The sequence below is a fragment of the Pseudomonas sp. E315 genome, assembly GCF_055406205.1.
On record NZ_JBUZPJ010000006.1, the window covers coordinates 221,440 to 245,261 of the forward strand.

The 23,822-nt window shown below is 57.0% G+C and carries 18 protein-coding genes and 1 pseudogene; 4 read left to right on the top strand and 15 right to left on the bottom strand.

What is annotated here, in order from left to right; genetic code table 11:
* Positions 1–110 precede the first annotated feature (110 nt).
* A pseudogene (locus ACZRJQ_RS11450) lies at positions 111–1,169 on the top strand (methyl-accepting chemotaxis protein); the annotation flags it as partial.
* A gap of 144 nt (positions 1,170–1,313) precedes the next feature.
* Entirely contained in the window at positions 1,314–2,027 is a 714-nt protein-coding gene (locus tag ACZRJQ_RS11455; RefSeq protein ID WP_463978501.1) for a methyl-accepting chemotaxis protein, read from the top strand.
* A 77-nt stretch (positions 2,028–2,104) separates the two neighbouring features.
* On the opposite strand, the gene ACZRJQ_RS11460 is transcribed toward ACZRJQ_RS11455, so the two are convergent.
* From ACZRJQ_RS11460 to hutC, 14 genes are all read right to left on the bottom strand, one after another.
* Positions 2,105–2,839: an amino acid ABC transporter ATP-binding protein gene (locus ACZRJQ_RS11460; RefSeq protein ID WP_463978502.1), complete on the bottom strand. Its 735-nt coding sequence runs from the start codon at positions 2,837–2,839 to the stop codon at positions 2,105–2,107.
* Positions 2,832–3,794, bottom strand: a complete 963-nt coding sequence (locus tag ACZRJQ_RS11465; protein WP_463978466.1) for an amino acid ABC transporter permease — start codon at positions 3,792–3,794, stop codon at positions 2,832–2,834. Before ACZRJQ_RS11465 ends, ACZRJQ_RS11460 begins: the two co-directional genes overlap by 8 nt.
* A 140-nt stretch (positions 3,795–3,934) precedes the next feature.
* On the bottom strand, positions 3,935–4,732 hold the full coding sequence (locus ACZRJQ_RS11470; RefSeq protein ID WP_463978503.1) for a transporter substrate-binding domain-containing protein: 798 nt from the start codon (positions 4,730–4,732) through the stop codon (positions 3,935–3,937).
* Positions 4,733–5,082: 350 nt separating this feature from the next.
* Positions 5,083–7,635: a glucans biosynthesis glucosyltransferase MdoH gene (gene mdoH, locus ACZRJQ_RS11475; RefSeq protein WP_463978467.1), complete on the bottom strand. Its 2,553-nt coding sequence runs from the start codon at positions 7,633–7,635 to the stop codon at positions 5,083–5,085.
* Positions 7,628–9,304 (bottom strand): glucan biosynthesis protein G, encoded by a 1,677-nt coding sequence (locus tag ACZRJQ_RS11480; protein WP_463978504.1) that lies wholly within the window; start codon positions 9,302–9,304, stop codon positions 7,628–7,630. The genes mdoH and ACZRJQ_RS11480 overlap by 8 nt, the downstream gene beginning before the upstream one ends.
* Before the next feature lie 287 nt (positions 9,305–9,591).
* Entirely contained in the window at positions 9,592–10,029 is a 438-nt protein-coding gene (gene dtd, locus ACZRJQ_RS11485; RefSeq protein ID WP_463978468.1) for a D-aminoacyl-tRNA deacylase, read from the bottom strand.
* On the bottom strand, positions 10,026–10,997 hold the full coding sequence (gene pip / locus ACZRJQ_RS11490; protein ID WP_463978469.1) for a prolyl aminopeptidase: 972 nt from the start codon (positions 10,995–10,997) through the stop codon (positions 10,026–10,028). Before pip ends, dtd begins: the two co-directional genes overlap by 4 nt.
* A gap of 224 nt (positions 10,998–11,221) precedes the next feature.
* A complete protein-coding gene (hutG, locus tag ACZRJQ_RS11495) occupies positions 11,222–12,022 on the bottom strand; it encodes an N-formylglutamate deformylase (RefSeq protein WP_463978470.1) in 801 nt (266 codons plus the stop codon).
* A 10-nt stretch (positions 12,023–12,032) separates the two neighbouring features.
* Entirely contained in the window at positions 12,033–13,238 is a 1,206-nt protein-coding gene (hutI, locus tag ACZRJQ_RS11500; protein WP_463978471.1) for an imidazolonepropionase, read from the bottom strand.
* Between the two features lie 28 nt (positions 13,239–13,266).
* Complete coding sequence (locus ACZRJQ_RS11505) at positions 13,267–14,670, bottom strand: amino acid permease (protein WP_463978472.1); 1,404 nt, start codon at positions 14,668–14,670, stop codon at positions 13,267–13,269.
* 74 nt (positions 14,671–14,744) lie between these two features.
* A complete protein-coding gene (gene hutH, locus ACZRJQ_RS11510) occupies positions 14,745–16,277 on the bottom strand; it encodes a histidine ammonia-lyase (RefSeq protein WP_463978473.1) in 1,533 nt (510 codons plus the stop codon).
* A 48-nt stretch (positions 16,278–16,325) separates the two neighbouring features.
* Positions 16,326–18,023: a urocanate hydratase gene (hutU, locus tag ACZRJQ_RS11515; RefSeq protein ID WP_463978474.1), complete on the bottom strand. Its 1,698-nt coding sequence runs from the start codon at positions 18,021–18,023 to the stop codon at positions 16,326–16,328.
* A 344-nt stretch (positions 18,024–18,367) separates the two neighbouring features.
* On the bottom strand, positions 18,368–18,946 hold the full coding sequence (locus ACZRJQ_RS11520) for a HutD/Ves family protein (RefSeq protein ID WP_463978475.1): 579 nt from the start codon (positions 18,944–18,946) through the stop codon (positions 18,368–18,370).
* Complete coding sequence (gene hutC, locus ACZRJQ_RS11525) at positions 18,943–19,653, bottom strand: histidine utilization repressor (protein WP_463978505.1); 711 nt, start codon at positions 19,651–19,653, stop codon at positions 18,943–18,945. The genes ACZRJQ_RS11520 and hutC overlap by 4 nt, the downstream gene beginning before the upstream one ends.
* A gap of 146 nt (positions 19,654–19,799) precedes the next feature.
* On the opposite strand from hutC, the gene ACZRJQ_RS11530 reads away from it, so the two are divergent.
* Complete coding sequence (locus ACZRJQ_RS11530; RefSeq protein WP_463978476.1) at positions 19,800–21,164, top strand: formimidoylglutamate deiminase; 1,365 nt, start codon at positions 19,800–19,802, stop codon at positions 21,162–21,164.
* Between the two features lie 78 nt (positions 21,165–21,242).
* Here ACZRJQ_RS11530 and ACZRJQ_RS11535 read toward each other — a convergent pair whose 3' ends face one another.
* A complete protein-coding gene (locus tag ACZRJQ_RS11535; RefSeq protein WP_463978477.1) occupies positions 21,243–23,180 on the bottom strand; it encodes a RecQ family ATP-dependent DNA helicase in 1,938 nt (645 codons plus the stop codon).
* Between the two features lie 224 nt (positions 23,181–23,404).
* Between ACZRJQ_RS11535 and ACZRJQ_RS11540 the strand changes: the two genes are divergently transcribed.
* A complete protein-coding gene (locus ACZRJQ_RS11540; RefSeq protein WP_463978478.1) occupies positions 23,405–23,755 on the top strand; it encodes a DUF1493 family protein in 351 nt (116 codons plus the stop codon).
* Positions 23,756–23,822 lie beyond the last annotated feature (67 nt).

A 23,822-nucleotide genomic window follows, 5' to 3' on the forward strand; every position in this document is an offset into this window, starting at 1 on the left:
TAACGTCCTACAGTTCCAACGAACCACGCCGATGCCCTATTAACCATAAAAACCGCTGAACGTTGAGCGGCTCGCCATTAAGGCAACTCGGTCAAGAAAGGAGCACTGCCATGTACCGTTGGTTGGCACAAAAGCTGGGTAACATCAGCGTCAATCGTAAGCTCAGCCTAGGATTTGGCTTGGTGCTGGTGTTGACCTTGTTAATTACTGCAACCGGCTGGAATGGCTTGGTCACCGTGATCGATCGGGGCGACAAGCTGGCCAATATTTCAAAAATCATTGCCCTGACCAAAGACTTGCGCATCGCCCGTCTCAATTATGAAAGAGACAAGGGAGAGCAAGGCCCTCAAGAACTCAATGAGCGGCTGAGCGAGCTGGACGAAGCGCTCGAAGTTTCACGCAAGCAACTCGTCACCCCAGAAGACCTGGTAATGGTTCAGCAACAACTGGCTGCCGTGACCGACTACCGACGCGCAGTCGCGGATATCACGCTGGCCACCCAAGCCCGCGAGTCTAACCGCGAGCAATTGGGCGCGACGGCCGATGCAGCTGTCGACAAAGTCGCCAGTGTCGAGAAAGCCTTGCTGCAAGGTGAGAGCCTGGCGCAATTCAACAGCATTATCGAACTGGGAAAGCTGGTTCAACAGGCGCGCTTTCAGGTACGCGGTTACACCTACAGCAGCAAACCTGAGGCCGAAAAGCTTGCGCTGGACGCCATTGATAACGCCTTAAAAGAACTCTCCAGCCTGCCTGCCAAGCTTCCCGATGAACACATCACTCATTTGCAGCAAGCCAGTGAGGCGCTGCAAAACTATCGTGCAGCCGTTCTGGGTTTTCGTGACGCGCTGGCTTCCAACAATCAAACACTTGAGCGCATGCATGTGTTGGGCAACAGCCTGATCGACCTGAGCAAACAGCTTTCAAGCCTGCAAGCCGTCAAGCGTGATAACGACAGCCAGCGCGCTAAAACACTGCTCGCCGGGTGTACGCTGCTGGCCTTGGTGCTGGGCATTCTTGCGGCCTGGAGCATCACCCGCCAGATCGTCACACCGCTTGCACAAACGCTCAAAACGGTTGAACGCGTGGCCTCGGGCGATCTGACGCAAAACACCGACACAACGCGCAAAGATGAACTGGGGCAACTGCAACGAGCCGTGCAGCGCATGACTGTGGGGCTGCGCGAATTGATTGGCGGCATCACCGACGGCGTGACACAAATTGCCAGCGCCGCCGAAGAACTGTCTGCCGTGACCGAGCAAACCAGCGCCGGGGTGAACAGCCAAAAGGTCGAAACCGATCAGGTCGCCACGGCGATGCACGAAATGGCCGCAACGGTGCAAGAGGTTGCCCGCAACGCCGAAGAAGCGTCCGAGGCCGCCGTTGCCGCCGACCAACAAGCCCGTGAAGGCGACAAAGTCGTCGGTGAAGCCATCGCCCAGATCGAAAAACTGGCCATTGAAGTGGGGCATTCCACCGAAGCGATGGGCCATCTAAAACGCGAAAGCGACAAAATTGGCAGCGTGCTCGACGTTATCAAGTCGGTGGCCCAACAAACCAACTTGCTGGCACTTAACGCCGCCATTGAAGCTGCTCGCGCGGGTGAAGCCGGACGCGGGTTTGCTGTGGTGGCTGACGAAGTACGCAGCTTGGCCCAGCGCACGCAAAAGTCCACGGAAGAGATTGAAGAACTGATCGCAGGCTTGCAAAGCGGGACTCAGCAAGTGTCCAACAGCATGGACAGCAGCCGCAGCTTGACCGACAGCAGCGTTGAATTGACTCGCCGTGCAGGCGACTCGCTGGGCAATATCACCCGTACCGTGTCTGCGATTCAGGCCATGAATCAGCAAATCGCTGCCGCCGCCGAGCAGCAAAGCGCCGTGGCTGAGGAGATCAACCGCAGCGTATTGAATGTGCGTGATGTGTCAGAACAGACTTCTGCCGCCAGCGAAGAAACAGCAGCGTCCAGCATTGAACTGGCGCGCTTGGGCACCCACCTGCAAACACTGGTTGGGCGGTTCAAGGTTTAAGAGCAAAAGTTCATAGCAACTGTGTTGCCTGACTTTCTGTAGGAGCGAGCTTGCTCGCTCCTACAGGATTTAGCGCGTTACAACACCTGACGCAAAAACGCCTGAGCGCGCAGGTCTTTAGGCGAGGCGAAGAAGGCTTCCGGGGCGGAGTCTTCCAGCAGTTTGCCGTGATCGAAAAACAACACGCGGTTAGCCACTTCACGAGCAAAGCCCATTTCATGGGTCACGCAGACCATCGTCATGCCTTCCAGGGCCAAGGTTTTCATCACGTCCAACACTTCGCCGACCATTTCTGGATCGAGCGCTGAGGTGGGCTCGTCGAACAGCATCACCTTGGGTTCCATCGCCAGCGCCCGGGCGATGGCAACGCGCTGCTGCTGACCGCCTGAGAGACGCGACGGGTACTCGTTGGCTTTCTGACCAATACCGACCTTTTCCAGCAACGCGCGGGCCTTGGCTTCGCGCTCAACCTTGCCACGCTTGCGCACGACCTTCTGCGCCAGGCAGAGGTTTTCCAGCACAGTCATGTGCGGGAACAAGTTGAAATGCTGGAACACCATGCCGACTTCACGCCGATACGCGTTGACGTCGGTTTTGGGGTTGGCCAAATCAAGGCCGTCGATGCTGACCGAGCCCGAGTCGAAGTCTTCCAGGCCATTGAGGCAGCGTAAAAAGGTCGACTTGCCCGAACCAGATGGGCCGATCACCACCAGCACTTCGCCCTTGGCGACGGTGGTGCTGACGTTGTCCACAGCGCGCACGATCTGCCCGCGGGTGTCGAAGACTTTTACCAGTTCGCGAACTTCAATCACTTTGCGCAAGCCTCCGCTCAAGCCGGCTGGCCAAATGCGACAGCGGCAGGTTGATCAACAGGTACAGGCCCGCCACGCAGAACAAAATTTCGAACGGCGAAAACGAGGTGGTGATGACTTCACGGCCACTTTTGAGCAGCTCAGTAATCGCGATCACCGACACCAAGGAGGTGTCTTTGACCAAGCTGATAAATTGCCCGGCCAAAGGTGGCAACACCCGTTTGAATGCTTGCGGCAACACCACGTAGCGCATTGACTGGCTGGCGTTGAGCCCCAACGAACGCGCGGCTTCGTTTTGCCCGCGTGCGATGGACTGCACGCCAGAGCGCACGATTTCTGCCACGTACGCCCCCGTGAACAACGACAGCGCAGCAATGCCGGCAAATTCGCGGGACAGGTTAAGCACAGTGCCAATAAAGAAGTAGAAGATGAAAATCTGTACCAGCAACGGCGTGCCACGCACCAACTCGACGTACAACGTCGACAGGTCGCGCAGGGTCGGATTATTGGACAGTCGGCACAAGCCTGTGGCCAAGCCGATCAGTAAGCCCAGCACACCAGACACCAGTGATAGCCAAACCGTGGTCCATAACCCGAGCAGCAGCGGGCCTGCGGCCCAATGTCGATTGACGCCAATCACGTCGCCCTCGGCTACGTCATCGCCTTCTGCCAGTTGCAGACTGTTGTCAGCAACTGTCACACGTTGTTCTGCACCATCATCGGCGCGCAGTACCACTTCGGCTTGATCGCCTTTGCGTACCAGTTCAATCACGGTAGAGGTTTGATCTGCCCGCTGGGCTTGCTCCGCCTGATAGACGAAGTACTGCGGGACTCGGTTCCAGCGCCATTCGTAGGACATCAGCGAGGTGGCGTAATACAACGCGCCTGCCAGACCGATGAGCACCAGCACGGTTAATACGTGCCAAGGCCACTGGGATTTTTTTTGTTTGATCACTTTGCAATATTTCCGTCAAGGTCAGCGCGGCCAGCTTTATGTCGTCGCTGCCGCAGGCTGCGATAAGGTCTGCGTCGTCTTCAAAAACGTGTTGCTACGCAACCCTTCGCAGCCTTGGGCAGCGACTACAGGGGTCGCGCTTACTCCATGTCTTTGAGCCAAGCGGTGTCTTTAAACCACTTGTCATGGATACGGTCATAAGTGCCGTCTTCGTGGATCTGATGCAAGAAGTTGTTGATGTAGTTGATGCTGTCGTAGTCGCCTTTCTTCAGACCAAAGGCCAACGGCTCGTAGGTGAACGGCTTCTCGATGAACTCCAGCTTGCCGTTACCGAACTTGTTAACTGCCACAACGTTGTAAGGCGCGTCGTAGATGAAGGCATCAGCCTTACCGTTAACCACGTCGAGCACAGCTTCTGGTTCGTTGTCGTAGCCGTGGTACTGGGCTTTAGCCATCAGTTTGCGGGCGACGATTTCACCCGTGGTGCCGATTTTTGAAGTCAGGCGGTATTGAGGGTCGTTCAGGTCTTTGTAGGATTTGACCTTGTCAGCCAGCTCCTTGCGGATCAGCAAGGTTTGGCCCACAACGATGAAGGGTTCGCTGAAGTTCAGGCGCAGGTTGCGTTCCTGAGTCAGGGTCATGCCGCTGCCAATCATGTCGAACTTGTTGGTCATCAAGGCCGGGATGATGCCGTCATAAGCGGTGGACACCAGTTCCAGCTTGACGCCCATAGACTTGGCCAAGGCTTTGAGCAGGTCAACTTCGAAGCCAATGATCTGGCCGCGTTTGTTGGTCATTTCGAATGGCATGTAAGTTGGGTCCATGCCCACCTTTAAAGTGCCACGCTTGACCGCGTCATCAATTGCGCCTGCATGGGCTGCGTTAACCGCCAGTAGTGCAGTGACACCGAACAGCAGACTCGACACAAACTTCTTCATCATCAACTCCCCCTGAACCTACTCAATAAAGGTGTTGGCCTACGGCGGGCTCGATGCAAAAAGCCAATAGAGCCGGGCGCTCACCCATTCGAGAACGGATGCTAACCCACTGCTGAGGGAGCACAAAGAGTTTGTGTCAAAAAGCGTAACTGAGGGAAGGCAAGAAGGAACTCGTCGCAGCTGCCGCAGGTTGCGTGCGATTGCACAACAATCGTAAATGCTGAGGTTATGAACTGTCTGATAGAACGCAACAACCGACTTTACGACGACTCAGTCGCCGGACGTAGCCTACGGCAATGGCTACAACAAGCCGATATCTCGCCCGCTTTAATAAGCGGGCGAGATATCACTCAGGCCGCTGGTTGCAACGGTAACAATGGCGCATGTGGCTGGGACGCCACTGCTTGACGCCATGCGTTGAGCCAGTCTTCGTGGCCTTCGTTCCACACCTGAGCATGCAAGCGTGCCAACGCGACAGGGTCGCTCAACAACGCCATACGCTCGTTGTTGTTGAGGCCATGAGGGCCGACCTTGAGGGCGTGGCGCACACGTTCGGTACGCAACCACTCAATAGGCTCCGCCTCACCGTGACGTGATGTTGCCAAGGCACACGCCAAGGCGTTCTGCTGCGGGTCGACCACTGAACGAATGAAGCCTTCGTTCAACGCGTGGTAACGGTTCTCATGGGTGTATTCGGCAGTGGACGACAATTCACGCGGCGGCGCGTACTCCTCAGGAATCAGGAACAGGCTTTCATCGCGGGACTTGAGGCCCAGCTTGACCCGACTGGAGATCACCGACACCGGAATCGACAGCATCAGCGAACCCACAATCGGCACCAACCACCACAAGAAGCTCGGGTTGAGCCACAGCACCAATGCAGCCCATGCCGCACCCAATAGCGTTTGCGGGCCATGACGGCGCACCGCTTCACTCCACGGCGTGGAATCGTCGTCACGTTGTGGCGAGTTCCAGGTCGCCGCCCAGCCAAGGAACGCGGCTAGTACGAAACGGGTGTGGAAGATCATGCGCACGGGCGCCAGCAGCACCGAGAACAGCATCTCCAATAACATCGACAGCGTGACTTTGAACTTGCCGCCGAACGCTTTGGCGCCCTTGGCCCAGATCAAAATGATGCTCAGCAGTTTTGGCAGGAACAACAGCACAATAGTGGTCGAGAACAGCGCTACGGCTTTTTCCGGGTGCCATTGTGGCCACAACGGATACAGCTGACGCGGCTCCATAAAGTACTGCGGCTCCATCAACGTGTTGACCGCCAGCAATGCCGTCGACAGCAGCAAGAAGAAGAACCACAACGGCGCCGACAAGTACGACATCACGCCCGTCAGGAACACGGCCCGGTGTACCGGGTGCATGCCCTTGACCAAGAACAGGCGGAAGTTCATCAAGTTACCGTGGCACCAGCGACGGTCACGCTTGAGTTCGTCCAACAGGTTAGGCGGCAGTTCTTCATAGCTGCCCGGCAAGTCGTAGGCGATCCATACGCCCCAGCCCGCACGACGCATCAACGCGGCTTCAACGAAGTCATGGGACAAAATCGCACCCGCAAAAGCACCTTTACCCGGTAACGGCGCCAAGGCGCAGTGCTCGATAAATGGCTTCATGCGGATGATGGCGTTGTGGCCCCAGTAATGGGATTCACCCAACTGCCAGAAGTGCAAACCGGCTGTAAACAGCGGCCCGTAAACCCGTGTCGCGAATTGCTGCATGCGCGCATACAAGGTGTCCATGCCCGATGCACGGGGCGCGGTCTGGATGATGCCCGCGTCTGGCGTGGCTTCCATCAAGCGCACCAAACTGGTCAGGCATTCGCCGCTCATGACGCTGTCGGCGTCGAGCACCACCATGTACTTGTAGTCACCGCCCCAGCGACGGCAGAAGTCGTCGAGGTTGCCACTTTTACGCTTCACACGACGGCGACGACGGCGATAGAAAATCCGCCCAAAGCCTTCTGTCTCGCGGCACACATCCAACCAGGCCTGTTGCTCGGCGACACAAATATCAGGGTCGTTACTGTCGCTGAGGACAAAAAAGTCGAAGCGATCCAGGTCACCCGTGGCAGCCACCGACTCGTACGTCGCACGTAACCCGGCAAACACGCGGGCCACGTCTTCGTTACAAATCGGCATCACCAGCGCAGTACGTGCTTGCTCCGGGATCGGCTCATTACCGGCGCTGGCGCCAGAAATGCGGTATTTGTCGTGCCCGGTGAGCAGCTCCAGAAAGCCCATCAAGGCCGTCCAAAAACCTGCCGACACCCAACAAAACAGGATCCCGAACAAAATCAGGATGCTGGTTTGCAGCGCATACGGCAGCACTTGCTGCGCCGTTTGCATTAACGGCTGGTGAATCACTTCGTCCAGATCAACGAACGCCCAGCCTTGGTACGGCATGATGCCTTTCATGTACCAGCCAGCGACGATGGTTTGGCCGAGCATCAACACCAACAGGATGTAACGGCGGATCGAACCCACGGTACGCCAGCGCGCCTTGGGCAGCACACGCTCGTCGATTTTGGCAGCCGGTGGATTACTTCGCCCGGTCAGACGCCGCCAGCCACGTACCAAAATATTGGTACGCCACGGCTCGGGCACCACTTTGGTGCGACGAATCGGTGGCGTGGCCTTGAGCATTACGCGGCCGCTGGCGTCGAGGGCGAGCATTTCTGCTTCCTCCAACGCCTCGGCAGAGCTGAGGTTCAGACGCGTGCCCACTGAGGCCTGAGCAGCCTCGTTCGCATCAATATCTGCACGGGCTGACAGGCGTTCATGCAACTGTGCGAACGAAGTGCAGCTCGCCAGTTCTGCGCGCTGCTCATCACTCAGGGGCAAGTGGGCCAGGTACTCGCTGAGCGAGGCTGGCTGTACTTGAGCATTACTCATCGGCGGGCAACTGGTAGCTCCAAGTCTCGGTCAAGACTTTTTCAGTCTTCACAGGCTCAGGCGTGGCTGGGGTAGCTTGAGCGTCAGACTTTTGCGCGTCTTTGGCTTTCTGCTCTTTTTTCTCGTGCAATTTGGCTGCTGCTTTTTCAGCTTTGGTCATTTGCGCAGCGGGCTTGGTCGCCGGGGCCTCTACAACGTCCTGAACCAGCGATGCACGCAGCTCGGTGGACTTGCTCGGGTCATTGAGCTTCAAGCGCAGCGTCAAGCGCCAGCCTTTGGTTTCAGGGTTGTAACGCAGGTTGTTTTCGACCAACTCAGCGTTATCGCCAACGCTGACCACACTGCGCACAGCCGCGTCTTCAGGCAGTTTGCTCAGCGACGGGCCTTCAAAGTCGATCAGGTAGGCCACGCTGCCGTCTGGCTGACGGATCAGGTTCGATTGCTTAACGTCGCCAGTCGAACGCAAGGTCTGTTTGACCCACGCGCTGTCAGTCGGATGCAAAGCGGCTTCGTCCATCGTCCAGTGCAGGCGATACGCGAAGTCAAACGGCTTGCCGGGCTCTGGCAAGGTGTCCGGGCTCCAGAACGCGACAATGTTGTCGTTGGTTTCGTCAGCCGTCGGGATTTCTACCAGATCAACAGAACCTTTGCCCCAATCGCCAGATGGCTCGATCCAGGCGCTTGGGCGCTTGTCGTAGCGGTCATCGAGGTCTTCGTAGTGGCTGAAGTCGCGACCACGTTGCAGCAGGCCAAAACCGCGTGGGTTTTCAACCGAGAAGTTGCTCACCGACAAGTGTTTCGGGTTGTTCAGCGGGCGCCAGATCCACTCGCCATTGCCTGCATGAATAGCCAAGCCCGACGAATCGTGCAGCTCGCGGCGGTAGTTCAAGACTTTGGACGGCTGATTGGCCCCAAACAGGTACATGCTGGTTAGCGGAGCGATGCCCAGCTTGCCCACGTTGTCACGCAGGTACATTTGCGCTTTAACATCGACCACGGTGTCTACACCCGGGCGCAGAGTAAAGCGGTATGCGCCTGTGGCACGCGGCGAATCCAGCAACGCGAAGATCACCAAATGCTTGTCACCCGCTTTGGGGCGCTCAATCCAGAACTCAGTGAAACGCGGGAATTCTTCACCCGATGGCAATGCTGTATCAATGGCCATGCCACGGGCCGACAGGCCGTAGATTTGACCCTTGCCGACCACGCGGAAGTAGCTCGCGCCCAGCATGGTCATGATTTCGTCTTGCTTGTCCGCCTTGTTGATCGGATAAAGCACACGAAAGCCTGCCCAACCGAGGTTTTCGGTGGCTTTAGGATCGAACTGAACATCGCCAAAATCGAAACGACTGGCGTCGTACTTGATCTCTTGGACTTTGTCGGTGGTGACTTCGTTGATCTTCACCGGCGTGTCGAAGTGCATGCCCTGGTGATAGAACGACAACTTGAATGGGGTTTTCTGATCGGCCCACTGTGCCTTTTCATTGCGGAAACGAATTTTCTGGTAGTCCGCGAACTTCATGTCACGGAATTCGTTTGGCAAATTGCTGCGTGGCGCTTGGTATTTTTGCCCAGCGAGGGTTTTAGCCTCAGCCGCCACGTCATCCAGACTGAATGCCCACAGTTGACCCGCACCGAACAAGCAAAAGAGCGCAGAGCCCGTCACCAGTGCGTTGCGTAACCGCTTGGCAGACAATTTTGGTGCATTAAATGGACTTACAATCACGAGCAAACCTCGCCGAATACAGATGATGAAACCAACCGCCAGCGATCTTATGCCGGGTTGGCGAGCACTGTTCCGACCTTCAAAGGAATGAATGATTCCCCCTGCCTGCCGGATAAGCCTCTGTGTAGCGCGGGATTATCTAGTAGCCCGCGTTACAACGCATCAACTGTCACCAAGTATTTCTCGTGAAAAAACCCTGTTTTCAGACGAAATCGCGGGTTTTCACGCTTTTAGACCTGCAACAAAAATGTAACAGGCCCGTCGTTGACCAAATGCACCTGCATGTCGGCACCAAATTGCCCGGATTCGACCACTGGATGGAGCCTTTTAGCCTGCGCCAGCAGATGGTTAAACAGTGCTTGGGCCATCGTCGGAGGCGCTGCGGTGGAGAAACTCGGCCGCAGTCCGCTTTTGGTGTCAGCGGCCAACGTGAACTGCGACACCAGCAACAATCCGCCGCTCACATCTGCCAGCGACAGGTTCATTTTGCCGTCAGCATCGCTGAACACGCGGTAGTTAAGCAGCTTGTGCAGAAGTTTGGCGGCATGGGCCTCGGTATCACCGGGTTCGACGGCAACCAACACCAACAAACCCTGATCAATCGAGCCGACAATCTCGCCGCCCACTTCTACCCGCGCGCCACTGACGCGTTGTAACAAGCCCTTCATGCTTCGTCCGGCGGCATCTTGAGCAGGCTCCGGGCCATTTGCTCAGTCGCACGCACCAAGGCGTCTGTAATACCGGGTTCAGAGGCCGAATGTCCTGCATCGCGAATCACTTGCAGCTCGCTGACCGGCCAGGCCTGATGCAGCGCCCACGCATTATCCAGCGGGCAAATCACGTCGTAGCGGCCATGCACGATCACACCCGGCAAGTGGGCAATTTTGTGCATGTCGCGAAGCAGTTGGTTGGGCTCAAGGAACGCGCTGTTGGTGAAGTAATGGCACTCAATCCGCGCAATGGATAACGCCCGATGCGGGTCACAAAAGCGATCAACCACTTGCGGGTTGGGGCGCAGGGTGGCAGTGCGGCCTTCCCAGGTAGACCACGCTTTGGCGGCGTGCATTTGAGCGATCTGGTCATTGCCAGTCAGCCGCTTGTGAAAGGCGCTGAGCAGGTCGTGACGTTCTTCTTGAGGGATCGGCGCCACGTAGTCCTGCCAGTAATCCGGGAACAGTCGGCTGGCCCCAGCCTGATAGAACCATTCGATTTCTTGCGGACGGGCCAGAAAGATCCCGCGCAAAATAAGCCCATGAACCCGCTCAGGATGGCTCTGAGCATACGCCAGCGCCAAGGTCGACCCCCAAGAGCCGCCAAACAGCACCCACTTGTCGATTTTCAAGAACAGACGAATCCGCTCCATGTCGGCCACTAGATCCCAGGTGGTGTTGTTCTCCAGACTGGCGTGTGGGGTTGAGCGCCCGCAACCGCGCTGGTCGAAGGTGATGATGCGATACAGATTAGGATCGAAATAGCAGCGGCTATTGGCGTCACACCCCGCCCCAGGACCACCGTGGATAAACACCACCGGCAGGCCGTCTGGCGAGCCGCTTTCATCAACATAAAGAACATGCGGCCCATCAACAGCCAGATCATGCCGGGCGTAGGGTTTGATCTGCGGGAACAAGGTCTGCATTACGCACTCCGTGAGGTTGAGGCCATCCCTGAGGGGACATCAAAAATGTTGCCGTTTGGCATCATAAACCCGATTGAGGGGAATGAGCATGCCCTTATGGAAGCTGTGGACTCTGACCCAGTGGTCGCTGCCTTAGGCTGCGATAAGGTTCGCAGTGTCTTGTTGCGCATTTAAAAACACAATCGCTCGCGCTCGATCGCAGCCTGCGCCAGCGACTGCCCGGTTTAGGTGTAACGCTCACGCCCCCACTCAATGATCCGCGCCAGCAGTTGTTTAAGCACGACTTGGGTCGGCGCGGCCAAGTCAGTGCGGTAGTTAAAGGGCTCAAATTCTTCCATGTAAGTGCTCTGCGCCAACTCCAGTTGCACCGCATGAACGTTGTCAGCCGGGTTGCCGTAATGACGGGTAATGTGGCCCCCCTTAAAGCGCCCGTTCAGTACATGGCTGTAAGCCGGGTGCTGCGCGCAGATCGCTTCCAGATCGCTGGCCAGTTGTGGGGCGCAACTGGCGCCGTTGAAAGTGCCCAGGTTGAAGTCTGGCAAGCGTCCGTCAAACAGATGCGGCACATGGGAGCGAATGGAGTGCGCATCAAACAACAAGGCGTAACCAAACTCGGCCTTAAGGCGCGCCAATTCCTGTTGCAGCGTCTGGTGATAGGGCTTCCAGATGGTCTCCAGATAAGTGGCTCGCTCTTGCACCGTCGGCACAAACCCCTCACGAAACAGTGGCACGCCGTCAAACAAGGTGGCCGGGAACAAGCCCGTGGTCGCACCCACGTACATCGGCGCATCGTCTTCAGGCCGGTTGAGGTCGATGACAAAACGCGAATACTCAGCCGCCAAGGTGCTGGCGCCTAACTCGGCGGCAAACTCGTACAGCCTTGGGATATGCCAATCGGTGTCTGGCAGGCTTTGCGCCTGGGGAATCAGCCCGGCCTTGACCGCAGGCGTCAGGCGCAAGCCCGCGTGGGGCATGCTGATCAACAGTGGCACGCGGCCTTGTTTGAATGTCAGAACCTTATCCACAACCTTTCTCCTAAAGCGTTACATCAACGCCATTTCGTACAACACGTTTGTCCAGATCACCGCCCAGCCAGTACGCAAGGTCTGCCGGGCGGTCAATGTTCCAGGCCACAAAGTCAGCCACTTTGCCGGGTTCAAGCGAGCCGTGGGTTTCGCCCATGCCCAGCGCTGTAGCCGCATGTTGCGTCACACCCGCCAGCGCTTCTTCGGGCGTCATTCGGAACAAGGTGCAGGCCATGTTCAGCATTAAGCGCAACGACAATGCGGGTGAGGTGCCGGGGTTGAGGTCACTGGCGATGGCAATTTTTACCCCGTGTTTGCGCAAGGCATCCATCGGTGGCAATTGGGTCTCGCGCAAAAAGTAAAACGCCCCTGGCAACAGCACAGCCACAGTCCCGGACTGGGCCATCGCGATGGCGTCTTCTTCGGTCATGAACTCCAGATGGTCCGCCGACAGCGCTTGATATCGCGCAGCCAAGCTTGAGCCATTGAGTGACGAAAGTTGCTCGGCGTGCAATTTGACCGGCAACCCCAGCTCTTGCGCCACTTTGAATACTCGCTCCACCTGCGCTGGCGAAAACGCCAGGTACTCGCAGAACGCATCCACAGCATCTACCAACCCTTCGGCAGCCAGCGCTGGCAGCATTTCGGTGCAAATGTGCTCAATGTAGTCGTCGGCGCGATCCTTGTACTCGGGTGGCAAGGCATGGGCCGCCAAACACGTACTGCGAACCGTGACGGGCAGCTCTTCCCCCAAACGACGAATCACCCGCAAGATTTTGCGTTCGCTTTCCAGACTCAGGCCGTAACCGGACTTGATCTCAACGCTGGTCACACCATCGCGCAACAAACAGGTCAAACGCTGACGTGCGCTGGCGAACAATTCGTCTTCGCTGGCAGCGCGCGTCGCACGTACCGTGCTGGCAATACCGCCACCCGCCGCAGCAATTTCGGCATAGCTCACACCTTGCAAGCGCTGCTCGAACTCACCGCTGCGGTTGCCGCCAAACACCGTGTGCGTGTGGCAATCAATCAGCCCCGGCGTTACCCATGCGCCTTCCAGACCGTTCGTCTGACCATATTCGCCTTCGGGTAATTGAAGGCGCGGGCCGATCCACTCAATGAAGCCGTCACGGGTGACGATAGCCGCGTCTTCAATAATCGAATACGAGCCATCAGCCATGGTTGCCACATTGCAGTGCTGCCAAAGCGTTTTCATTCACTCACTCCGCACAAAATCGGTTAATTCAAGAAGGCTCAGGCGCCACTTCAACCGCCCGCCCGGCTGCCGGCTTTACCCACAACCGATAAGCCACAATCAACAGCACAATCCAGACTGCGCCGACGACCAATGCCGCCTGGGTTTCAGGGAAGTAACCCAGCACCCCAAAGATGAACACCATAAACGCAATCGCGGCCATTGGAGCATACGGCCAGAACGGCACCGGAAACTTGAGCTGGGCCACTTCTTCACGTGTCATGGAGCGGCGCATGGCCACTTGAGTGACCAAAATCATCAACCACACCCACACAGTGGCAAAAGTCGCAATGGAGGCGATGATCAGGAAGATGTTTTCGGGGATCAGGTAATTGAGCACCACACCGCCCAACAACGTGACGCCCATCACCAACACTGTCATCCACGGCACGCCGTGACGCGAGACTTGAGCAAAGCCTTTGGGCGCATGCCCTTGCTGAGCCAGGCCGTACATCATGCGGCCCGCGCCGAAAATGTCGCTGTTAATGGCCGACACAGCCGCGCTGATCACCACGATGTTCAGAATGGTGGCCGCTGAGCTGATGCCCAAGCTGTCAAAAATTTGCACAAACGGGCTGCCTTGGCTGCCAATCTGAGTCCACGGGTAAATGGCCATCAACACAAACAACGTCAGCACGTAGAACAACAGAATGCGCAGAGGCACCGCATTGATCGCTTTTGGGATCACGCGTTGTGGGTCTTTGGCTTCACCCGCTGTAATACCAATGATCTCGATACCGCCAAAGGCAAACATCACCACAGCAAACGAGGCAATCAGGCCACCGACGCCGTTGGGCATAAAGCCGCCATAGGCCCACAGGTTGCTGATGCCGGTAGCCGTCGCATCTGCGCTTGCAGACGTGCCAATGCCGAACAGCATGATGCCGAAGCCGGCCAAAATCATCGCCACAATGGCTGCCACTTTGAGCAACGACAGCCAAAACTCCATTTCACCGAACACTTTGACACTGCACAGGTTTAGCCCGCCGATCAGCAGCACGATGCCCAATACCCAGATCCAGCGCGCCACGTCCGGGAACCAGAACCCCATGTAAATGCCGAAAGCGGTGATATCGGCCAAACACACGATGATCATCTCGAAGGCGTAGGTCCAACCGAGTATGAAGCCAGACATCGGCCCTAAATAAGTGCTGGCGTAATGCCCGAATGAACCTGACACCGGATCGCGCACGGCCATTTCGCCCAGCGCACGCATCACCATGAACACAGCCGCGCCACCAATCAGGTAGGCCAGCAAAACCGCAGGTCCAGCCATTTGGATGGCAGCGGCTGAACCATAAAAAAGACCCGTTCCGATCGCTGAACCCAGCGCCATAAAACGGATGTGGCGAGCCGATAGCCCGCGCTTCAAGCCTTGAGTTTGCTTGTGCATTTCGCGTCCTTAATTATTTTTGTCGGCGAAAACTGATGCAAAGAGGGCCGATACAGCCCTCTTCGTCTGCGTGATTACAGGCTCGGCAACATCTGAGCCGGCAGCAACGTGTTCAAGCAGCGGGACGCCAGCAATTGCATTGCTGCGTTGATGTCTGGAGCAAAGAAACGGTCCTTCTCATAAAACGCTACTTTGTCGCGCAGTGCGTTACGGGCCACTTCAAGTTTTGGCGAGGTTTTCAGGCCATCGCGCAGGTCGAGCCCCTGACAGGCCGCCAGCCATTCAACAGCCAAAATTCCGCGAACGTTTTCAGCCATTTCCCAGAGGCGTTTGCCCGCAGCAGGTGCCATCGACACGTGGTCTTCCTGGTTGGCCGACGTCGGAATGCTGTCCACGCTATGCGGGTGCGCCAGTGCTTTGTTCTCGCTGGCCAACGCCGCGGCTGTCACCTGAGCAATCATGAAGCCCGAGTTCACCCCGCCATTGCCCACCAAAAACGGCGGCAGTTGCGACATGTGCTTGTCCATCATCAGCGAGATCCGACGCTCGCTCAGCGAGCCGATTTCAGCAATGGCCAGCGCCATGTTGTCAGCGGCCATCGCCACAGGTTCGGCGTGGAAGTTACCGCCAGAGATCACATCCCCCTGCTCGGCAAACACCAACGGGTTGTCTGACACCGCGTTCGCTTCGATGCCCAGCACTTCGGCAGCCTGACGGAACTGAGTCAGGCAGGCGCCCATGACTTGTGGCTGGCAGCGCAAGGAGTACGGGTCTTGCACTTTGTCGCAGTTTTTATGCGACTCAGACACTTCGCTGCGGGTGTCTAGCAAGTCACGATAAATGGCGGCGGCATCCATTTGCCCACGCTGACCGCGTGCTGCATGGATGCGCGGGTCAAATGGCGAGCGCGAGCCCAACACTGCTTCAACAGTCAAACCACCACAAGCCATAGCGGCAGCAAACAAATCCTCACCTTCAAACAGGCCGCGCAAGGCAAACGCTGTCGACACCTGAGTACCGTTGAGCAAGGCCAGACCTTCTTTGGCCGCCAACGTCAGAGGCTGCAAACCGGCTTGCTTCAATGCGGTAACGGCGTCCAGCCACTCGCCCTTGTAACGCGCCTTGCCTTCGCCCAGCAGCACCAGCGACATGTGCGCCAGCGGGGCCAAGTCGCCCGAAGCACCGACCGAACCTTTGAGAGGAATGTGTGGATAAACCTCGGCATTGATCAAGGCGATCAACGCATCAATCACCACGCGGCGTATCCCGGAGAAACCACGGCTCAGGCTGTTGACCTTGAGCACCATGATCAAGCGCACCAAGTCATCGCTGATGGGCTCGCCGATGCCCGCAGCATGGGACAGCACCAACGAACGCTGAAGGTTTTCCAGGTCTTCGCTGGCGATTTTTGTCGAAGCCAGCAAACCAAAACCGGTGTTGATCCCGTAGGTGGTGCGGTTTTCGGCCAGGATCTGCTCAACGCAGGCCACACTGGCGTCAATTGGCGCCGAGGCGCTGTGGTCCAGACTGAGGGTGACAGGCTGTTGATAAATGTCACGCAGTTGGGCAAGGCTCAGTTGGCCGGGGATCAGGTTTAGCTCAAGCACGTTAATACTCCTTTACGCGTGTTCCGAAATTGTAGAAGCCGTTTGCGTTTAGCCGTTAACCATCGGCAGGTTCAGGCCCTGCTCGTTCGCGCAATCAATGGCGATGTCATAGCCCGCATCGGCATGGCGCATGACGCCGGTGGCCGGGTCGTTGTGCAGCACGCGGGCGATACGCTCAGCGGCTTCGTCGGTGCCATCGCACACGATCACCATCCCTGAGTGCTGCGAGAAGCCCATGCCCACGCCGCCGCCGTGGTGCAGCGAAACCCAGGTCGCGCCGCTGGCGGTGTTCAGCAGGGCGTTAAGCAGCGGCCAGTCAGACACAGCGTCCGAACCATCCTGCATGGCTTCGGTTTCGCGGTTAGGGCTGGCCACAGAGCCTGAGTCCAGATGGTCGCGACCAATCACGATGGGCGCTTTGAGTTCGCCGCTGCGCACCATTTCGTTGAACGCCAGCCCCAACTTGGCGCGCTGGCCCAGGCCAACCCAGCAAATACGCGCCGGCAAGCCCTGAAAACTGATGCGTTCGCGGGCCATGTCCAGCCAGTTATGCAGATGCGCGTCGTCAGCGATCAGTTCTTTGACCTTGGCGTCGGTTTTGTAGATGTCTTCGGCATCGCCCGACAGCGCGACCCAACGGAATGGGCCTACGCCACGGCAGAACAAGGGACGGATATACGCAGGGACAAATCCCGGGAAGTCGAACGCGTTTTCGACGCCCACTTCTTTGGCCATCTGACGGATGTTGTTGCCGTAGTCGAAGGTCGGAATGCCCTGCTTCTGAAACGCGAGCATGGCTTCAACGTGTTCGCCCATTGAGGCTTTAGCGGCTTTAACCACTGTGGCCGGGTCAGTGATGGCGCGGTCGCGGTACTGCTCCCACGTCCAGCCTTTGGGCAGGTAACCGTTGAGCGGGTCGTGGGCGCTGGTCTGATCGGTGACCATGTCCGGGCGCACGCCGCGGCGAACCATTTCAGGCAGTAATTCAGCGGCGTTCCCACACAAGGCAATGGAAATCGCTTTGCCTTCGGCGGTGTATTTGGCGATACGGGCCAGCGCGTCATCCAGGTCTTTGGCTTGCTCGTCGACATAACGGGTGGCCAAGCGGAAGTCGATGCGGCTTTGCTGGCATTCGATGTTCAGCGAGCAAGCACCCGCCAAGGTCGCGGCCAAAGGCTGTGCGCCGCCCATGCCGCCTAAACCTGCGGTGAGCACCCACTTGCCTTTGAGGCTGCCGTTGTAATGTTGGCGACCGGCTTCGACGAAAGTTTCGTACGTGCCTTGCACAATCCCCTGACTGCCGATGTAGATCCAGCTACCCGCCGTCATCTGGCCATACATGGCCAAGCCTTTAGCGTCGAGTTCGTTGAAGTGCTCCCACGTGGCCCAATGCGGCACCAGATTGGAGTTGGCGATCAGCACCCGTGGCGCGTTGCTGTGGGTTTTGAACACGCCAACAGGCTTGCCCGATTGCACCAGCAAGGTTTCGTCGTCGTTAAGGTGGGTCAGGCTTTCGACGATTTTGTCGTAGCACTCCCAGTTGCGTGCCGCCCGGCCAATACCGCCATACACCACCAGCTCAGTGGGGTTCTCGGCCACTTGGGGGTCGAGGTTGTTCATCAGCATGCGCAGTGGCGCTTCGGTCATCCAGCTTTTAGCGGTGAGCTGAGTGCCACGGGCCGCACGGATTTCACCTTCGCGGTGACGAGTGAGCGCAGCAGATGATTGTGGGGTAGTTGAAGTCACGGGTAACTCCTTAGCGTTGGCAGGTGCGTGGCGAGTAAACAGGCGCTCGACGCAAACTTATGTACTTGTACATACAAGCATATGCAAGTAAGCGGCCAACGTGCGGATTCTGAAAATGAAAATGTTGAAAGCCGTGCAAACAAAGGCGATTAAACGCATGGGACGTTTCTGAGGCAGGACTGAATAAATCAGGGAGATGTTACTGCGCAGGCGTTTTGCATCTTTTTGAGGCTTTCGGTAACAACAAGGTAGCAGGCCGGGCTGTTTGCACAGGAGCCGCCGCAGACTGCAATCATTTAAATGATCGCAGCCTGCGGCGGCTCCTAATGAATGCGGTGCGTGTTTTAGATTGCGCTGAGTTCAATCACACAGCAGTGGCCTGTTACTGAGACTTCTAGCAACTCGCGATTGCCGCTCAGTTGCAGGCAATCGTAACGGCCCAAGTGTTCGTGACGGGTGTTACCCAAGCCAATGTGTACTTGCCCGCTGGCGCTGAAAATCAATAACGTCTGAGCCGAACTGAAAAACCGCTGCGGGGCCGACGCCTCCAGCCATTGCAGGCGCGCGCTGTAGCGGTCTGGCGCATAGATAAGGTTGAAATCGCGGATCGGCCCGTCGATCAAAGCACACCCCACGGCGCTCTCGCCCTTAAACGCGAACGCATCAAACGGCAACAATGCTCGCGTGCGCACGCCATCGACTTGCAGGTTCATACCAGCACCTTGCAGCACGCTGATCACACGCTGATAGCCCTCAAAGCGTGAAAAACCACCCGACTCGTCAATGTCAGCAATCGACAGTCGCCAGCCAAAGCCTTCAAGGCCTTCCCCTGCATCGCGGGTAATTTCTTCAGTGCTGCCGCCGCCGTTCTTCCAGGGCATGCGGGGGTAACCCGCAGCACGTAATACTTTCAGCTCATTCATTTACTGAAGCGTCCTTCCAGGCGATGACGGGAACCGGGGTGAATCAACCGTGCAGCGCTCACAGGTTGGCGCCCAGACCAAGTGCGACGGCGAATCAACAGGCAAGGTTCGCCGGGTTCGATTTGCAGCAACTTGCACTCTTGTGGGTCAGCCAGAATCGCTTCGACCACGTGCTCGCCTTCAGTCAGTGGCGCGACTTGCGACAAATAGGCGTAGGGCGTTTGCAGCGTGAAGTCTTGCTTGAGGTAGTCCGGCGCCACTTGAGCATTCACGAAACGGTCCTCAATTTGCACGGCAATACCGTTTTCGTAGTGCACGATCAATGAGTGAAAGACTTTTTGCCCTTCGCGCATATCAAGCACCGCAGCGCGTTCGGAGCCAGCGACTTCTTCGGCCAGGCTGATGACCTTGCAGGTGTGTTGATGACCACGAGCCGCTATTTCATCCGCAATGTTGTTGACTTCAAACAGCGCGGATTGCGTTTTGGGTTCAGCCACAAACGTGCCGACACCTTGCATGCGCACCAACAGGCCATCGGCCGTCATTTCACGCAGTGCGCGGTTAATCGTCATACGGCTGAAGCCCAACTGGCTGACCAGCTCACTTTCAGAGGGCACGCGGTAATGCGGCGGCCAGTTTCCACTCTGAATTTGCTGAGTGATCATTTGTTTAACGCGGGCGTACAGGGGCGCCGGACTGTCGCCCATACGGGCAGCCAGCGGGGACACGGCAGGCGGAGTCGGCACGGGAAATCCTTGTTGATGAGTGAAAAGTCGTAGCTTGCCGGAGTTTACCGAGCAGGCAAACGTCTGTATATGTATATACAAATAACAAACGATGGGGTGCCGAACTGATGTCCGTCTTCTTTGCTGAGCGCGCGCTGTTACCGACAGGCTGGGCGAACAATGTCCGAATCGAGGTCGGTGTTGATGGCTGCATTACCCAGATTCAAGTCGATGCGCAGGCACACGGCGCCGAGTCTATAAAAGGCCCATTGTTGCCGGGCATGCCCAATCTGCACTCCCATGCGTTTCAACGGGCTATGGCCGGCTTGGCTGAAGTAGCAGGCAACCCTAATGACAGTTTTTGGACTTGGCGCGATTTGATGTATCGCCTGGTTGGCAAAATCAGCCCCGAACAGCTTGGCATCATCGCCCGCCAGCTATACATCGAAATGCTCAAAGCCGGTTACACCTCTGTTGCCGAATTCCATTACGTGCACCACGACAGCACGGGCTTGCCCTATGCAAACCCGGCCGAGCTCGCGCTGCGCATCAGTGAGGCCGCACGCTCAACTGGCATTGGTCTGACACTGCTGCCAGTGCTTTACAGCCACTCAGGCTTTGGCGGCCAGGCACCGAATGATGGTCAGCGGCGGTTTATCAACAGCACCGAACAATACCTGACACTGCAGCAGCAGTTGCAGCCGCTGCTGGCGCAACAACCAGCGCAACAATTGGGTCTGTGTTTCCACTCTTTGCGCGCCGTTACCCCCGAACAAATCAACGACGTATTGAGCGCCAGCGACGCTGCTTGCCCCATCCACATTCACATTGCAGAACAGCAAAAGGAAGTGAATGACTGCTTGAGCTGGAGTGGTAAACGCCCGGTTCAGTGGCTGTATGACAACGTTGACGTCGATCAGCGCTGGTGTTTGGTGCATGCGACGCACGTTAACGCCGAAGAAATCCGACGCATGGCTCAAAGCCAAGCAGTCGCTGGACTGTGCCTGACCACCGAGGCCAACTTGGGCGACGGGATCTTCCCGGCAGTGGAGTACCTCGCTCAAGGTGGACGCTTGGGCATCGGCTCGGACAGCCATGTGTCTTTGAGCGTGGTCGAAGAATTGCGCTGGCTTGAATACGGCCAGCGCTTGCGTGATCAACGGCGCAATCGGTTGTATCGCAACGATCAGCCAATGATTGGTCGAACGCTCTACGACGCGGCTTTAGTGGGTGGCGCACAGGCGCTGGGGCAACCGATTGCAGGCTTGGCGGCAGGCCAACGGGCAGACTGGCTGGTGCTTGACGGTAACGACCCGTATCTGGCCACGGCTCAGGACGATGCCATTCTCAACCGCTGGTTGTTTGCAGGAGGCGATCGCCAAGTGCGCGACGTGATGGTCAACGGCCAGTGGGTGGTGCGTGACGGCCATCATGCTGATGAAGCCGACAGCTGCCGCGACTTTACCCGCGTACTCAAAGAGCTATTGGGATAAACAGACGCCCCTTGTGGGGCTAGCGAGGGCTGCGAACCCTTACGGCTTAAAACAAAAGATCGCAGCCTTCGGCAGCGCTTACAGGGTATTGAGGTATTGCGCTGACCATTCACGCACATCGGCGTAGGGGTAATGTTCCAATGCTGCAAACCCCGGAATAGCACGCGCCTTCATTTTGGTGAAGACCGGCACGCTGATGCCGCATAAAAACCGGGTCAGCCGTTCTGCCGGGGGATAACTTCCCGTGTACTCCTGATGCTTGTGGATAAAACTGGCGCACAGCGCGTCAGCATTTTTATCCACAAGCGGCGACAAGGCAGGCGGATCAGGCAAGCGAGCAACCTGTCCGGCACACACCGAACAATGCCCACATTGTTGCGGGGCTTGCTCATCGCCAAAGTAGTGAGCCAAGCGATAACTCAGGCAGGTCTCACTGGCGAACAACGCCAGCATCGCGTGGATACGCACAATTTCACCCTGCTCATGGGCGCTGAAATAGTGATGCAACTCCAAGCTCAGCGCCTCAGGATCGAAATCTGTGACCAGCACACTATAAACATCCGTCATTTGCTTGCTTTCGAGCTCGATCCAGCCCTTTTCTTGAAAGTAATCCAGCGCTTTAACCACACGATTGCGATCAGCCTGATGCTGCTCATAAAGCGTGTCGAAATTCACCGTGGCCCAGGTTCTGGCACGGTTTGAGGTCTGAATAATGGCTGACACAAACTGTTGTCGCTCACCTTCAAACTTGGCCAATAACTGTTCTGGCTCAAGCACGTACTTAAAACGGTACTCGGCGAAGTAGGCGTAACGCGGCGCAATCAGGCCTCGCAGCTCTAACTGCACCAGCAATGTTTTAAGCGGGAGCTGACGAATATTGCTCTGATCAGCCAATGGCCCCAACAAAAACTCCCACTGCCCTTCAGGCGCAGCGGCCCGCAACTCATCGAGCACACAGCGAATGCCTTGTAACTCCGGCGTGTCACCATAAACGAAGTTTTCCAGCACGTTGAGACTGTCCCGATTGGCCAACACCAAGCAGTCCGATGGTTGACCATCGCGCCCTGCGCGGCCGATCTCCTGACTGTAATTCTCAATCGACTTGGGCAAGTCAAAATGCACCACATTGCGGATGTCGCTCTTGTCGATCCCCATCCCAAAGGCGATGGTGGCCACGATGCAATTCAATTGCCCGCCCATGAACTGACGCTGAATGCCTTCGCGTTGATCGTGGGGCAGCCCTGCGTGGTAAGCGCTCGCGCTAATGCCATGCTGATTGAGGTGCTGCGCGATCTGCTCAGCGGTCTTTTGCAACGTGACATACACAATGCTCGGCTGCCCGATACGTTCGCCCATCCATTGCACCAATCGCTGACGTTTAGCCGCGCCGGTGACCGGCTCTACCCACAGGTTGAGGTTGGCCCGATAGAAGCCGGTGGTGACAACGTCTGATTCGGCAATGGCGAATTTGGTCTGCATGTCAGCGATCACGTTAGGCGTCGCTGTCGCTGTGAGGAGCAAAGCTTGTGGGATGTTGAACTGGCGTTGGTAATCCGGCAGTTTCAAATAGTCTGGGCGGAAGTTATGACCCCACTCAGAGATGCAGTGCGCTTCATCCACCACCAACAATGAAATAGGCACTTGCTGCAAAAAGTTACGAAAGCGTTCATTTTTGAGACGCTCAACCGAAATCATCAAGATTTTCAGCTCACCGGCTTTAGCACGGGCCATGACTGAATTTGCTTCATCACGACTCTGCGCCGAATCGATGCTGGCTGCCGCAATCCCATGACGCTGCAAAAACGCCAATTGGTCTTGCATCAAGGCCAACAAGGGCGACACCACCAACGTTAAATGAGGCAACAACAAAGCGGGCAGTTGGTAGCACAAGGATTTGCCCGACCCCGTGGGAAAGATCGCAGCCGCCGAGCGCCCTGCCAGAACGGCACTGATGGCGGCCTCCTGGCCAGCACGAAACTGTGGATAACCGAAAACCTGTTCCAGGGTGTTGTGCATCACTGTCACTCCATTGACCGCTGAACAGCGCAAAAACTGACGCTAAATTGGCAGCGAGTCGAGAAAAGGTCGGGATTGATTCAGGGGGGATGATACAGGCTCTGACTTAAAGGTTCGGCTCCGTGGTCGCAGTCGCAAGCTCGGAGCTACAAGTACAGCTTCGCGCTGAAAAAATGTTTAGATGCCCACACTGCCCAGCTGGAAAACTACACGGACATACCCTCATGAAACTCGCCTCTGATCTCCCGGACACCCACACCTTGCGCGAGCTGATGCAGTTGCTGCATGAAGAAATCGGCCTGCCCGAACACAAAACTGTGAGCCTGAAGACCTCTATCAATATCGACCTGGGTTGCAACGGCAGCGACGCCCAACACTTGATGGAAACGCTGGAAGAGCGCTTTGGGCTGGAGCTGGCCGATTACGATGCGTATCGCTATTTCCAACCTGCGGGTAACGACCCGCATTTCAAACGCGAGGCCAAAGGTCGAGGCAACAAAGTGCCGCTGACCATCGGCATGCTCTATGCAGCGATCAAGGCCGGACATTGGGACACACAAACGCTGGAAATTTAGCGTCCGCAGCTTCGTAGGCTGCGCGTTTTAAAAATCACCGCGTCATCGCCCACTTAACGAACACAAA